The organism is Sulfurimonas hydrogeniphila (genome assembly GCF_009068765.1).
Lineage (GTDB): Bacteria > Campylobacterota > Campylobacteria > Campylobacterales > Sulfurimonadaceae > Sulfurimonas > Sulfurimonas hydrogeniphila.
Genome location: NZ_CP035534.1, coordinates 1,518,830 through 1,532,316, shown reverse-complemented (window position 1 = coordinate 1,532,316; position 13,487 = coordinate 1,518,830). Strand labels below are relative to the sequence as shown.

16 protein-coding genes are annotated in these 13,487 nt (G+C 29.2%); 15 read left to right on the top strand and 1 reads right to left on the bottom strand.

Going from position 1 to position 13,487, the window contains the following annotated elements; translation table 11 throughout:
- The first annotated feature begins 2 nt into the window (after window positions 1–2).
- Genes pseG through ETP70_RS08035 form a run of 9 tightly spaced genes read left to right on the top strand, consistent with a single transcriptional unit; the run spans window position 3 to window position 7,612 of the window.
- Entirely contained in the window at window positions 3–872 is an 870-nt protein-coding gene (gene pseG / locus ETP70_RS08075) for a UDP-2,4-diacetamido-2,4,6-trideoxy-beta-L-altropyranose hydrolase (RefSeq protein WP_151900711.1), read from the top strand.
- Complete coding sequence (locus ETP70_RS08070; protein WP_151900710.1) at window positions 869–1,567, top strand: formyl transferase; 699 nt, start codon at window positions 869–871, stop codon at window positions 1,565–1,567. Before pseG ends, ETP70_RS08070 begins: the two co-directional genes overlap by 4 nt.
- Window positions 1,560–2,240, top strand: a complete 681-nt coding sequence (locus ETP70_RS08065; protein WP_151900709.1) for a PIG-L deacetylase family protein — start codon at window positions 1,560–1,562, stop codon at window positions 2,238–2,240. Before ETP70_RS08070 ends, ETP70_RS08065 begins: the two co-directional genes overlap by 8 nt.
- Entirely contained in the window at window positions 2,237–2,731 is a 495-nt protein-coding gene (pseH, locus tag ETP70_RS08060; protein WP_188109967.1) for a UDP-4-amino-4,6-dideoxy-N-acetyl-beta-L-altrosamine N-acetyltransferase, read from the top strand. Before ETP70_RS08065 ends, pseH begins: the two co-directional genes overlap by 4 nt.
- Complete coding sequence (gene pseI / locus ETP70_RS08055; protein WP_151900707.1) at window positions 2,718–3,743, top strand: pseudaminic acid synthase; 1,026 nt, start codon at window positions 2,718–2,720, stop codon at window positions 3,741–3,743. Before pseH ends, pseI begins: the two co-directional genes overlap by 14 nt.
- On the top strand, window positions 3,733–4,464 hold the full coding sequence (locus ETP70_RS08050; RefSeq protein ID WP_151900706.1) for a hypothetical protein: 732 nt from the start codon (window positions 3,733–3,735) through the stop codon (window positions 4,462–4,464). The genes pseI and ETP70_RS08050 overlap by 11 nt, the downstream gene beginning before the upstream one ends.
- Window positions 4,461–5,381: a hypothetical protein gene (locus ETP70_RS08045; protein WP_151900705.1), complete on the top strand. Its 921-nt coding sequence runs from the start codon at window positions 4,461–4,463 to the stop codon at window positions 5,379–5,381. Before ETP70_RS08050 ends, ETP70_RS08045 begins: the two co-directional genes overlap by 4 nt.
- On the top strand, window positions 5,368–6,864 hold the full coding sequence (locus ETP70_RS08040) for a lipopolysaccharide biosynthesis protein (RefSeq protein ID WP_151900704.1): 1,497 nt from the start codon (window positions 5,368–5,370) through the stop codon (window positions 6,862–6,864). Before ETP70_RS08045 ends, ETP70_RS08040 begins: the two co-directional genes overlap by 14 nt.
- On the top strand, window positions 6,848–7,612 hold the full coding sequence (locus tag ETP70_RS08035) for an HpcH/HpaI aldolase family protein (protein WP_151900703.1): 765 nt from the start codon (window positions 6,848–6,850) through the stop codon (window positions 7,610–7,612). The genes ETP70_RS08040 and ETP70_RS08035 overlap by 17 nt, the downstream gene beginning before the upstream one ends.
- Before the next feature lie 298 nt (window positions 7,613–7,910).
- On the opposite strand, the gene ETP70_RS08030 is transcribed toward ETP70_RS08035, so the two are convergent.
- On the bottom strand, window positions 7,911–9,149 hold the full coding sequence (locus tag ETP70_RS08030) for an IS110 family RNA-guided transposase (RefSeq protein WP_188109966.1): 1,239 nt from the start codon (window positions 9,147–9,149) through the stop codon (window positions 7,911–7,913).
- 298 nt (window positions 9,150–9,447) lie between these two features.
- Here ETP70_RS08030 and kdsB point away from each other — a divergent pair, with 298 nt between their 5' ends.
- The 6 genes from kdsB to ETP70_RS08000 all read left to right on the top strand — a co-directional run bounded on the left by kdsB (window position 9,448) and on the right by ETP70_RS08000 (window position 13,486).
- Window positions 9,448–10,215: a 3-deoxy-manno-octulosonate cytidylyltransferase gene (gene kdsB / locus ETP70_RS08025; RefSeq protein ID WP_151900702.1), complete on the top strand. Its 768-nt coding sequence runs from the start codon at window positions 9,448–9,450 to the stop codon at window positions 10,213–10,215.
- A 16-nt stretch (window positions 10,216–10,231) separates the two neighbouring features.
- Window positions 10,232–10,519 carry a nucleotidyltransferase family protein gene (locus ETP70_RS08020; RefSeq protein WP_151900701.1) on the top strand — a complete coding sequence of 96 codons (288 nt, stop codon included), beginning with the start codon at window positions 10,232–10,234 and terminating at the stop codon, window positions 10,517–10,519.
- A complete protein-coding gene (locus ETP70_RS08015) occupies window positions 10,516–10,986 on the top strand; it encodes a hypothetical protein (RefSeq protein ID WP_151900700.1) in 471 nt (156 codons plus the stop codon). Before ETP70_RS08020 ends, ETP70_RS08015 begins: the two co-directional genes overlap by 4 nt.
- Window positions 10,987–11,069: 83 nt before the next feature.
- Window positions 11,070–11,657 carry an acyltransferase gene (locus ETP70_RS12720; RefSeq protein ID WP_283949346.1) on the top strand — a complete coding sequence of 196 codons (588 nt, stop codon included), beginning with the start codon at window positions 11,070–11,072 and terminating at the stop codon, window positions 11,655–11,657.
- A 1-nt stretch (window position 11,658) separates the two neighbouring features.
- On the top strand, window positions 11,659–12,588 hold the full coding sequence (locus ETP70_RS08005; RefSeq protein ID WP_151900699.1) for an NAD-dependent epimerase/dehydratase family protein: 930 nt from the start codon (window positions 11,659–11,661) through the stop codon (window positions 12,586–12,588).
- A gap of 1 nt (window position 12,589) precedes the next feature.
- Window positions 12,590–13,486 carry a class I SAM-dependent methyltransferase gene (locus ETP70_RS08000; RefSeq protein ID WP_151900698.1) on the top strand — a complete coding sequence of 299 codons (897 nt, stop codon included), beginning with the start codon at window positions 12,590–12,592 and terminating at the stop codon, window positions 13,484–13,486.
- Window position 13,487 lies beyond the last annotated feature (1 nt).

Here is a 13,487-nt window from a genome sequence, read left to right as displayed (position 1 = left end):
GTATGAATCAAAATATCCTCTTTCGTGTAGATTCATCTTCAAGCATAGGAACAGGGCATATTATGCGTGATTTAGTATTGGCACAGCAGTATAAAAATGCCAATATTATTTTTGCTACTTTAGATCTGGAAGGGAATGCAAATGAAAGAATAGAAGAGGCAGGATATGCCATAGAACTTTTAAAATCTAATACGCTCAATGAATTACACAGTTTGATCAAAAAGTTAAAAATAGACTTGTTGGTTATTGATCATTATGAAATAGATGAAGTATCTGAAAAAGCATTAAAAACCAAAAATCCAACATTAAAAATTCTTTCGTTTGATGATACTTATGAAAAGCACTATTGTGATATACTGTTAAATCATAATATGAGTGCTGATGAAAGTAGATATAAAAGTTTAGTTCCTTCTTTTTGTGAGATAAGATGTGGGGCTGACTATACACTTTTGCGTAATGAATTTATAGAAGAAAAGAAGATAAAACGAGAAAAAATTTATGAGTATTTTATTGCAATGGGTGGAGCAGATACAGCTAATCTAAATATAAAAATTTTAGAAATTTTACCAAAAGATAAAAAAGTGGCACTTGTTACAACAACTGCGAATAAAAATCTAACCCAGTTACAGGAGTATGTTAAAGATAAAGTAAATATCTCACTTTTCATAAACTCAAAGAGGATAGCAAAGCTTATGAATCAGAGTCAATTAGCTATAATAACTCCTAGTGTAACGGTGAATGAAGTATACTTTTTAGGTGTTGATTTTGTGGTTATAAAGACGGCTGATAATCAAGGAGAAATCTATAGTTATCTTAAAAGTAATGGATATAAAACTATTGATAATATAGACATATTTAAAGGATTGATATGAAAGATACAATTATCATTGCCACTATTAAGGAATGGAATATTAAACAATACTTTCTTTTGGCAGAAAAATATAAAAATAAATTTGATTTTATGTTAATAACAACACCCAAAGAGCTTAACTATGAAGAGTTAAAAAAAATAAAGCCTAAATATATATTTTTCCCTCATTGGTCTTGGTTAATACCTAAAGAGATATATGAAAATTTTGAATCAATTTTATTTCATATGACTGATTTACCGTTTGGAAGAGGCGGAAGTCCTTTCCAAAATTTAATAATGTCTGAAATATATGAAACAAAAGTATCTGCTATAAGAGTTGAAGAAGGTCTTGATACAGGTAATATTTATTTAAAAGAACCTTTTAATATCTCCCTTGGAAGTGCAGAAGAAAATTTTATAGAATTGTCTAATATTATTTTTAATAAAATGATTCCACAATTTTTGAATCATCCAATAAAATCAATACCACAAAAAGGTAAAATAACAAAATTTAAAAGAAGAACTCCCAACCAGAGTAATATACTTAATGAACAAATTACAACTATGAAAAAAATGTATGATTTTATAAGGATGTTGGATGCTGAAGGCTATCCTAAAGCATATATAGAGGTAAATAATTTAAAAATTGAATTTAGTGAAGTTCATTTAAAAAAGAATGAACTGGTCGGAAGGTTTGAGGTAAAAGAAAATGAATAAAAAGATATTAATTATAGCAGCGCATCCTGATGATGAAGTATTGGGTTGTTTTGGAACAGTTGCAAGACTTATAAAAGAAGGATATGAAGCATATACACTTATTCTTGGAGAGGGAAAAACAAGTAGAGATAAAAAAAGAGAGATAGAAAATAAAAAAAATGAGTTATGGGTACTGAATAGTGAAATAAAAAAAGCAAATAGCATTATAGGTATTAAAAAAGTTTTTGTTGAAAGTTTTCCGGATAATCGTTTTGATAGTGTTGATTTGTTAGATATTGTCAAGGTTGTCTCTAAAGTTAAAGAAAATATTAAACCAGATATTATCTTTACTCATTATGAAAATGATTTAAATATTGACCATCGAATAACCTATCAAACTGTCATTACCGCTACTAGACCTATGGAAGAGGAATCTGTTAAGGAGATATATAGCTTTGAGGTTTTATCTTCCACTGAATGGAACTATCCACTTTCTTTTAGTCCTGATACTTTTTATGATATCTCAACGACTTTAAGTTTAAAAATAGAAGCAATGAAAGCGTATGATTCCGAATTGTGTAAATATCCTCATCCCAGGAGTTTAGAAGGAATTGAACTAAATGCTAAGCATCGAGGTATGAGAATAGGCAAAGAGTATGTTGAGGCTTTTAAATGTGTGAGGAATATACGATGAAGATGGGTAGCTATCAGTTAATTTCATTTCCTGACTTATCAGATTTAGAGAAAGAAATGGTTTTGCAGTGGAGGAATCATTTGGATGTAAAAAAATGGATGTATCGTAATACAGAGATTTCTTTATATGAACATTTAGAACATATTAACCTCTTAGAACAAAAAAAGGATAAGTATTTTTTAGTCAAAAAAAATGATATCTTTCTTGGAGTAATTTATTTTACCGATATTGACTATAAAAAGAGAGAATGTTATTTTGGACTATATGCTAATCCTTTTGAAAAAATAGCTGGGGTGGGTCAAGTTTTAGAACAATTATGCATTAATTATGTCTTTAAAAACTTAAAGTTTAAAAAACTAAAACTTGAAGTTTTTAAAGATAATAAAAAAGCTATAAATTTATATAAAAAATTCAATTTTAAAGAAGTTGGAGTAAAAATAGTGCATAACAAAGATGTAATTTGTATGGAGTTGAAAAATGAAAATAGGTAGTTTTGATTTAGAAAAAGATGGAGTTTATATAATAGCAGAACTTAGTGCAAACCATAATGGTGTATTACAAAATGCACTTGATACTATTAAAGGTGCAAAAGAGATAGGTGCAAATGCTATTAAACTTCAAACATACACAGCAGATAGTATGACACTAGACTCAGATAAAGAAGATTTTATCATAAAAGGTGGCACTCTTTGGGATGGAAAAAAACTGTATGATTTGTATAAAGAAGCATATACCCCGTGGGAGTGGCACAAAGAACTTTTTGAATATGCAAGAGCGATAGGTATAGACATCTTCTCTTCTCCTTTTGATAAAACGGCGGTTGACTTTTTAGAACAGTTTAATCCATCAGCGTATAAGATAGCTTCTTTTGAGATAACAGATTACGAACTTATACGCTATACAGCTTCTACGGGCAGACCTGTTATTATAAGTACAGGGATAGCAACAATAGATGAGATTCAGGATGCTGTGGATATTTGCAGGGAAGAAGGAAATGAAGATATAGTTTTATTGAAATGTACTTCTGCTTACCCAGCACCATTAGAAGATGCAAACTTGCAAATGGTACCAAACTTAGCACAAACTTTTGGAGTTATTAGTGGTTTTAGTGACCATACTTTAGGTTTAACTGCTCCTATAGCAGCGGTTACTCTTGGTGCGAAAGTAATTGAAAAACACTTTATACTAGATAAAAGCATAGGTGGAGCTGATGCTGATTTTAGTCTTGATAAACAAGAATTTAGTGATATGGTAAAAGCTATAAGAGATACTGAGAAATTGCTTGGAAAAGTTGACTATAGTATGAATGAAAAAAAGAAAAAATCTCGTCAATTTGCACGAAGTCTTTATGTGGCTAAAAATATAAAAAAAGGTGAAAAATTTAATGAAGAAAATGTAAGAAGTGTAAGACCAGGATATGGAATACATCCTAAGTATTTGAAAGATGTTTTGGGTGAAATATCTGATAAAGACTATAAGTTTGGGGATAGATTTGAAAGATAAATATTTATATATTGTTGATATGAGATTTAAACAAAATAGTTTTGATTTAAGTAGTTATCTAAAAGATATTAATGCAAATATATTATCATTGACCCCTTATTCTAGCTTTTTATTGAATCAAGCTAAGAAAAAATTTATTACTTTTCATGATATAGTAAAGATTGAAGAATTTCATAAAAATGTATTTAAAGAATATAAAGAGTTTGAAGAAATTTTTAGTGACTTTAAAGAATTGAGTTTTTTATTTAGAGATTTTGCTTTTTTGATAACTTTTGAAAAATATTTTAATCAGCTCAAAAGTTATTTAAAATTAGCCAAAAAAGAAAATAGACAAATTTTTTATCTTACAGATGTAGATGGTATAAAGAGAGAAGAGAATTGTTTTTTATATAAAAGTTGTTTATTTGATAATCAATATGTGGATAAAATTATAAACATAAAAAATAAAGATGCAAGTTTTTATAAAAAGAATAAACTACAAAATATTTTTAATACTTTAAAATATAAAAAAGATATATTTGAAAATATTATAAATAAATATATTTTAAGAAAAGATACAAGCTTACCATATGATATGATACATTTTTTAGATGTCTATAATGATTTGAATCCGGTAACGAGAAAAGAGAGTATTGAAAAAAAGCAAATTTTTGATTTCATAGGAAGAGTAAATAAAACTATAATAGATAAAAAAACAGTCTATTTAAAAATCAATATATGAAATTATTAGAAGATATTACTATTCATATAACCAAATATGATGAAAAATATATAATTATAAAACCTTTTTCTTTTTTATCCAGGATGCAAAACTATCGACAAATACTTATAAATAAAAAAAATTCAATTCCAAATATATTTATGCAACATGGCAGTTATTTACAGGAAAATATTTTTTTAAAATACAATGAAATATATCCTGCTGATATAAACTTTGTATTTAATGACTTTACTAAAGAATTATTTCAGAATAGAGGAGCTAAAAAAATTGAATCTGTAGGTAGTATAAATTTTAACTATTCAATAAAAGAAAAGAAAAAAAAGTTTGATTTTTTATATATTACATATTGTACCGGTTATTCATATACAGGAGTGTTAATAAATAATTTTTCTCATTTAGTTTCAACGGATACAAATAATATATACACAAGACATAAAAAAATAATAGAGCTTTTTGGTATAAAATTGAAAGATAAAAATATATGTATCAAAATACAGCCAGGTATTATGCTGGAGACAATGTTATATATACCATTTTTAGAATTAAGTCAGAATTATCCAAATGTGACTATAGAATTTAGTATTCCAATTCAAAATTTAATTCCGAAAAGTAAATATATAATTAGTGACTATTTTTCGTCAGAGTTTATAAATAGAGAATTGCACTATAAAAGAGATATAATCTTGTTTAGTGGACCACCTCTCTGCTTACCAGAAGAGACACTAGAAGATATGAAAAAAATGTTCATTTTAGTTGATACTGTTGATGATTTGGAAGAAAAAGTTAGAAATATTGAAAATATAACAAAAAATAGAAAACGATATGATGACATTATAGAGTATTACTCTTCAAAAAAATGTGATACCAAAAAGTTAGTTACAGAAATATTAGAGAAAGAACTAAATGCAAGAAAATAGCCTAAAAAAACGATATAGCATTAAACTCTTTGCAAATATCATAAGTGGTATTATAGGTGCTATTTTAGTAGCTATTGTACTAAAAGCATTAGGTCCTGTTGCTTACGGGCAGTTTGTATATCTTCAAGATTTTTTTATGAAAGCAATTGGTTTTTTAGATATGGGAAGTTCTATTGCTTTTTTTACAAAGCTCTCAGCTAGACATACTAGAAAAGAGCTTATCTCATTTTATTTCTTATATTCTATTGCAGTATTGTTTATAGTATTACTTTTTGTATATGGTGTTAAAAGCTTGGGTTACAGTGAAAAACTTTTGCCAAATATACCAAGTGAATATATTTTTATGGGTTTACTTTTTGGTTTTCTTTCATGGTTTACTCAAATATTTATTAAAATATCAGATGCCTATGCATTGACTGTATCAGTAGAACTTATAAAAATAGGGCATAAAATAGCATCTCTTTTGTTGCTTTTGTGTTTTGTTTATGTTACTGCTTTTGATTTACATAAATATTTTTATTTTCAATATATTGCATTAATATCTTTTTTATTGATAATTTCTTGGCTGTTTGTTAAAAAAAGGATATTTGAAAATGTTTTTAGTCTTAAATTTTCAATTCTAAATCTCTCAAAAGAGTTTATAGAATATTGTCATCCTCTTGTGATATACAGCATAGTAGGACTAATTGCCGGTTTTTTTGATATTTGGCTTCTTCAAAAAATAGCTGGAAGTGAACAAACCGGGTTTTATGGTCTTGCTTATAGTTTAGCAGCTATGTGTTTTTTATTTACCTCTGCTATGACACCTATCATCACTAGAGAATTTAGTAAATCTTATGAGAAAAAAGATTTAGAAAATATGAGAAAACTTTTTTATAGATATATACCTATGCTTTATAGTATAGCTGCATATTTTGCGGTATTTATTTCTATACAGAGTGAAAATGTATTGGCAATATTTACAGATGAAAAATTTCAAAATGCTTATCCGGTTTTAATGATAATGGCATTGTACCCTATTCATCAAACTTATGGACAGCTTAGTGGAAGTGTATTTTATGCTACTGGGAAGACGAAACTTATGCGCAATATATCTTTATTTACACAGCCACTAGGGATGTTTATATCTTTTGGACTGATATATATTTTAGATTTTGGGGCTATAGGACTTGCCGTTAAAATACTTATTCTTCAACTAATTGGTGTAAATATTCAACTTTATTTTAATGCTAAATTTTTAAACTTTAAGATGAAGTCATTTGTATATCATCAAATTTATTCCATAGTGTTTTTTGTAGTCATCGCTTATATATCAAGTCATGTTTTTAGTTTTACCTCTCCTCTGATAAATTTTTTGACATCAAGTACACTATATACAGGTTTTGTTATAATAGGAGCATATATATTTCCAAAAGTTTTTGCAACTGATAGAGATGAGATAAATACACTTTTTTTAAGGTTAAAAAATGTCACTAAAAAATAAACTAAAAAACAATGAGTTAACTATTGGTAGTTGGATAATGATAGGCGATACTATGAGTGTTGAAGTTATGGCTTTGGCTGGTTTTGAATGGCTTGTAGTAGATACAGAGCATACTTCAATAGACTTAAAAACAATTCAAGATTTAATAGCGACCATTCAATCAAGTGGAATAAAAGCACTTGTAAGAGTAAGTAAAAATGAAGAAGTAATCATAAAAAAAGTTTTAGATATGGGAGCTGATGGCATCATAGTGCCCATGGTAAATTCAAAAGAAGATGCGCTGCAGGCAGTAGAGTTTGCAAAGTACCCACCAATAGGCAAAAGAGGTGTTGGACTATACAGAGCTTCTAAATATGGAACAGGTTTTGAAGAATATAAAAAATGGGTGGAAGAAGAGCTTGTAATCATAGCTCAAATAGAGCATATAGATGCAATAAATAATATAAATGAAATTATAAGTGTAGAAGGAATAGATGGTACTATTATAGGTCCGTATGACTTAAGCGGTAGTATAGGTCATCCTGGAGAGTTTGAACGAGATGATGTAAAGGATGCTGTGCAAACTGTACTCGATAGTTGCAAAAAAAACAATATCCCCTCAGGTTTTCATGTAGTAGATACAGACCCATCAAAATTACAAGAGAAGATAGAACAAGGTTGTACATTTTTAGCTTACGGGATAGATTACTTTTTTATGCGAGATTTGGCTATAAAAGGGATGGAAACAATTAAAAAAGCAATCCTATAAAGAATAACTTAAACGGAGTAAAAAAATAAAAAAAACAATAGCCCAGTAACAATAAAACCTCAAAGAACATTTTCAAGAGTATAAAACTCTTGGGATTGTTTGATTTTTGAAGCACTTTATTAAAGTCATTATCTAGAATTTGACTCAAGTGTTTCAATGATCAAACACCTAAAAACTGTTTGGTTGACAATGATAAGGTACTAGGTGCCCCTTGAGGGTATAGGACAATTTATATAATTTCCTATATAGTGTTTATCAAGTTCTATAACAACTTATTGTTAAATAGTTGAATTAAACTTTAGGATAGTGATGCTTGAAATACCCTTTGTGGGTTATAGGCAACATTGTTTTTATATATAGCTAAAATGATATGTGCAAGCTTCCTTGCAACAATCACAACAGCTTCCTTTTTGGCTCTACCTTGAGAGACCTTGTCAAGAAAAAGCTTGTTGAGTTGCTCATTATGCCTAATGGCAGCAATAGCGGCTTGATAGAGAGCTTTTTTAGCAAGCTTTGCACCTCTTTTTGCGATTGCACCGTAGGTGAGTTTATTACCTGATTGCTCTAGTGTAGGATAAAGACCTAAATAACCAATGAAGTGAGAATTATTTTTGAATCGCGCTAAGTCTCCACACTCACTAATAAGAGCAAAGATGGTTTTATCACTCACACCTGGTATGGTTCTAAGATTATCAATAATATTCATAATCTCTTGCTCTTCATTACTCTCAAGTTGCGGTGTTTGATTAAAAAGCTTTAACATCTCATTCTCAAGCTCTTTAAGCTCCTCTTGTAGAAGCTTAATCACTCGGATATGAGATTTAATAACATAAGCTCTCTCATCTACACCATTGCCTTGATAAACAGAGTGTTTGGCTAACTCTAAAAGCTTTGTAGCTTTTTCTTCATTGAAGTTATTGCCTTTGATACCCCGAAAGGTTTTTAGTATTCTCTCTACACTCGCATGATGATAATGCTTTGCAGTTGGATACTTCTCTAAAAGTGCCAAGCCTGTCACATTAAAGGGATCTCTTATCACTTGTTCCATCTCTGGGAATACCACAGCTAAGAGTGTAGAGATTTGTCTTTTATGCTTTTTCATCTCTTCAAGTAGATTATTCTTATGTCTATAGAGTGATTTGATACTCTGATAAGTATCTTCACTTACATAGGCTTTAGAGTATCTGCCTGATTTAATAAGAGCTGCTATCATTAAAGCATCAATGTTGTCATTTTTTACTTTCTTCATGCTGTCCATCTCTCTAAATCTATTTGTTTGATAAGGATTGAGTAATAGTACATTAAATCCTTTTTCACTCAGATAAAGATAGAGATTTTCAAAGAAAATTCCAGTGGTTTCCATACCAATGGTAAAGGTTGATACTTCATCAATGGAGTTTAAAAGTAAAAGTAGCTCATTAAAGCCATTCTCATCATTGCTGAACTTAAGTGACTTCTTTATCACTTTATCATCTTGATTAACCACACAGGCAACATGAAAACCTTTTGCTATATCTATACCTACATAATAGTGCATCTGTACATCCTTTCGTATGTTTAACTTTTTTCTTACAGCCTCGTAACGATAGAGGATTGAGATAGAACTCATCCTGGCATCCTATGGGTAAGTTACTCAGGTTAAACGCAGTATGCTTTCTTAGATAGTTGGCATTACACCTCATAAGGAAAAATGACTGTCATTCAACTCTTTAACTGTAAGTTGTTTTAGTATTTGACAAATATAACAACTTTATCAAAAACTAAAAAATAAATATCAAATCACTACTCCTTTGGATGTAATGATTTGATAAATTTATTATACGAGGAATAAAATCATGAATATCATTTCGATAATTCCAGCAAGAATGGGCTCAAGTAGGTTTCCAGGTAAACCGATGGCAGATATACTTGGAATGCCAATGATAGGACATGTTTACAAAAGGGTAAAAATGTCTAAACTTTTGAGTGAAGTGTATGTAGCTACATGTGATGAAGAAATTTATAATTATGTAGAATCCATAGGCGGAAAAGCTGTTATGACAAGTGATTGCCATGAGAGATGCAGTGACAGGTGTGCGGAGGCTATGCTTAAAATAGAACAAGATGAAAATATCAAAGTTGACATCATGATAATGGTGCAGGGTGATGAGCCTTTGACATTTCCTCAGATGATAGATGAAGCAGTAGAACCTATGCTTCAAGATACAAGCATAAAAATTACAAACTTAGTAGCCGATTTAAACACGGTTGAAGAGTTTGAAGATCCAAATGAAGTAAAAGTTGTTATGGATAAGAATAATCATGCCCTTTATTTTTCACGAGAACCAATACCAAGTAGAAAAAAAGGTGTTTTGGATGTTCCTATGAAAAAACAAGTGTGTGTCATACCGTTTACTAGAGATTTTTTACTAGAGTACAATGAAATGGAACCAACACCTTTAGAGATAATAGAATCAGTTGATATGATGAGAATTCTTGAAAATGGGGGCAAAGTTAAAATGATAGACACAGAGTATGAAACAAAAGCTGTTGATACAAAGGAAGATTTGGATAAAGTTGTGGAGATTATGAAAGATGATGAGTTGTTTGAGAACTATATATAAGTTAAGGTATAAATAGATGAGACTCACTGATGATGAAGTAAACTTAATAAAAAAAGCTTTTTTTGAAACTTTTAAAGATGGTAAAATTTATCTTTTTGGAAGTCGTGTAGATGATACAAAAAGAGGTGGGGATATTGACTTGTATATTGTTCCTAAAAATCATGATGAGTTAAGAAAAAAGAAGATTGATTTTTTAGTAAAATTAGATGAGTACATAGGTGAGCAAAAAATTGATGTAGTAATTGCAAAAGATTTAAATAGACTTATAGAAAAAGAGGCTTTAAGAACAGGGATAGAACTATGAGAGATCTAAAAGCTACATTTATAGAAAAACTCCATGAATGTAATCAGCATAAAAAAAGGTTACTTTTAGCAAAAAAGAAACTGGATTCAATTATACCACTTAATATTCAAAAGTATAACAATCTTAATGATGATTATATTAGCTATATAGATCAGCTTATATTTAGATTTTCTAAGCTACAGGATACTATGGGAGATAAACTTTTCCCAGCATTGCTTGAGCTAATGGGAGAAGAGGTAAAAAGTAAACCATTTATAGACAGACTCAATAGATTAGAAGAATTAGGAATTGTAGATAAAAATGAATGGTTGAAGTTGAGAAAAGATAGAAATGAGATAGCTCATGAGTATAGTTTCAATCAAGATGAAGTAGTAGATAGTATCAATCTTATTTATGACATTACTTATAAACTTTTATTTTTTATGATATTTTTTATAAATATTGTATTGATAAATTTGAGTTTATAAGAGATAGCGAGGTATTAAAGAGATAATAGTGGATATAGAAATTTTAGAGAGGATTATGGATATGGTTAAAAAGGATGAGTTAATTGAAAGTTATCAATAAATTTAAAAAGTTATTTTTTCAACTTTATATAGCATTCTTATCATCAATACCAACAAAACTGGGCACAACATTAAGATATTGGGGTTATAGACCTTTTTTTCAAGAAGTAAAAGGAAAATTTAATATTGATACTGGAGTAACTATTATGGGGTTTAAAAATATTTCATTAGGTAATGATATAGTATTAATGAAAAATAGTTATGTTTATGCTCATGATGGAGGGGATATTGTGATAGGAAATAACTTCACAATGAATACTAATTCACAACTTGGTGCTAGTTTTGGTAAGATAGTTATTGGAGATGATTGTGCGATTGCTCCGAATTGTGTATTAAGAGCCGCAAATCATACTTTTGATGACCCCAATGTTCCGTTTAGAGAACAAGGACATACTTATGGTGAGATTATAATAGAAGATGATGTTTGGATTTCCTCAAATTGTGTGATTACAGCAAATACTAAAATAGGCAAAAGTTCAATTATTGGTGCGGGTTCTGTAGTTACAAAAGATGTAGAACCATATTCTGTTATGGGTGGTGTTCCTGCAAAACTTATACGAAAGAGAAAATAAGATGCGATATTTAGTAACAGGAGGAGCAGGGTTTATTGGTAGTGCTATTGCTAATAGATTGTTAAATGAGGGAAATGAAGTATATGTTATAGACAATCTTCAAACAGGTCATCTTTCTAACATCCCTAAAAATACAGTTTTTATTAATGAAGATTTTAGTAAAAATGAAACTATTGAAAAGCTTCAAAATGCAAAATTTGATGTAATTTTTCATATAGGTGGTCAAAGTTCTGGGGAGATAAGTTTTGAAGACCCAGAATATGATTTAAATACTAATACATTATCTACTTTGAAGTTATTGCAATATTGTGTAAAAACAGGATGTAAAAAATTTGTATATGCTTCTACTATGTCTGTATATGGGGAGCAATCCAATAAAGAGCAATTTTCTGAAGATGATGTTGAAAATCCAAAATCATTTTATGCTGTTGGCAAATTGGCAAGTGAAAAATATATGAAAATTTTTGCACAACAATATGATATAGAGTATGTAGCATTAAGATACTTTAATGTGTATGGTCCGGGGCAAAATCTTGAAAATTTAAAACAGGGCATGGTTAGTATATATCTGAAGCAATTTTTAGATGATTCTTTTGAAAAGGTACTTGTAAAAGGTGATTTAAATCGTTTTAGGGATTTAATATATATTGATGATGTTGTTGACATCACTATAGAGTCTTCAAGAAATGATAAATTTAAAAACAAAATCTTAAATATTGGGACAGGTAAAAAAACAACAGTCAAGCAGATATTGACTTTAATAAAAGATAATTTACAAAGTACAAAAGATATTGTTATATCAAAAGGTACTCCTGGTGATCAGTTTGGGATATATGCAAATAATCAATTATTACTCAGTATATATGATAAACCATTAACAAGTTTTGAGCAAGGTTTAAAAAAAATGATTGAGTGGGTTAAGGAGAATTAAAATGCCAATATGTAGAGTATGTAAATGTAAAGAGAATCAAATCTTAAGAGCAGATTATGTATTTGGTGGAAAAGATGAGCATAATTTTTGGGAATGTTCAAAATGTGGTGTAATATATTTATACCCATATTTAACCGAAGAAGAAGAAAAACATTTTTATAAAAAAGAGTTTGAAAAATTTATGTCCAAAAGAGTAGGTGACCATCGAGATTGGAGCAATGCACAAAAGCATATAGATTCAAACCAAGATCAAGTAAAAAGGCGATGGCACTTTTTAGCCAATCATTTGCACAAAGGCAAAAAAATATTAGAAATTGGTTGTTCATCAGGATTTATGATGGATGCTTTTAAAAATGTTGGTTTAGATTGTTATGGGGTTGAACCATCTGGTGAATTCTTAGAATTTTTAAAAAAGAACGGGCATCAAGCTTACGAAAGCATAAGTGAATTAAAGAATAAAGAAAGTATTAAATTTGATTTGATAGTACATTTTTTTGTATTTGAACATATAGCTAATCCATTTGATTTTTTAAAAGAAACTTACGAAATGCTCAATGATGGTGGAGTTATTATAGCCGAAATACCATCTGCTACGGATGTATTGACTTCTGTTTATAATATACCAACATTTGAAAAATTTTATTGGTCTATTGCGCATCATTATTATTATAATCCTCAATCATTGAAATATATTTTAGATGAGTTAGGATATAAATATGAATTATTAGCGGAACAGAGATATGATTTGTCAAATCATATAACTTGGATGATGGATGGAAAACCAGGGGGACAAGGTAGATTTGATATTTTTTCTGAAAAAACATTAGAAGCTTATAGGAATGATTTAATAAATAATTGGAAATGTGATACTATCATATTAAAAATTTTTAAGGATTAGT

Bases quoted from the DNA above. Each gene is read 5' to 3' on its own strand.
- pseG (WP_151900711.1), top strand. From the start codon at position 3: ATGAATCAAAATATCCTCTTTCGTGTAGATTCATCTTCAAGCATAGGA.
- ETP70_RS08070 (WP_151900710.1), top strand. From the start codon at position 869: ATGAAAGATACAATTATCATTGCCACTATTAAGGAATGGAATATTAAA.
- ETP70_RS08065 (WP_151900709.1), top strand. From the start codon at position 1,560: ATGAATAAAAAGATATTAATTATAGCAGCGCATCCTGATGATGAAGTA.
- pseH (WP_188109967.1), top strand. From the start codon at position 2,237: ATGAAGATGGGTAGCTATCAGTTAATTTCATTTCCTGACTTATCAGAT.
- pseI (WP_151900707.1), top strand. From the start codon at position 2,718: ATGAAAATAGGTAGTTTTGATTTAGAAAAAGATGGAGTTTATATAATA.
- ETP70_RS08045 (WP_151900705.1), top strand. From the start codon at position 4,461: ATGAAATTATTAGAAGATATTACTATTCATATAACCAAATATGATGAA.
- ETP70_RS08040 (WP_151900704.1), top strand. From the start codon at position 5,368: ATGCAAGAAAATAGCCTAAAAAAACGATATAGCATTAAACTCTTTGCA.
- ETP70_RS08035 (WP_151900703.1), top strand. From the start codon at position 6,848: ATGTCACTAAAAAATAAACTAAAAAACAATGAGTTAACTATTGGTAGT.
- ETP70_RS08030 (WP_188109966.1), bottom strand. From the start codon at position 9,149: ATGCACTATTATGTAGGTATAGATATAGCAAAAGGTTTTCATGTTGCC.
- kdsB (WP_151900702.1), top strand. From the start codon at position 9,448: ATGAATATCATTTCGATAATTCCAGCAAGAATGGGCTCAAGTAGGTTT.
- ETP70_RS08020 (WP_151900701.1), top strand. From the start codon at position 10,232: ATGAGACTCACTGATGATGAAGTAAACTTAATAAAAAAAGCTTTTTTT.
- ETP70_RS08015 (WP_151900700.1), top strand. From the start codon at position 10,516: ATGAGAGATCTAAAAGCTACATTTATAGAAAAACTCCATGAATGTAAT.
- ETP70_RS08005 (WP_151900699.1), top strand. From the start codon at position 11,659: ATGCGATATTTAGTAACAGGAGGAGCAGGGTTTATTGGTAGTGCTATT.
- ETP70_RS08000 (WP_151900698.1), top strand. From the start codon at position 12,590: ATGCCAATATGTAGAGTATGTAAATGTAAAGAGAATCAAATCTTAAGA.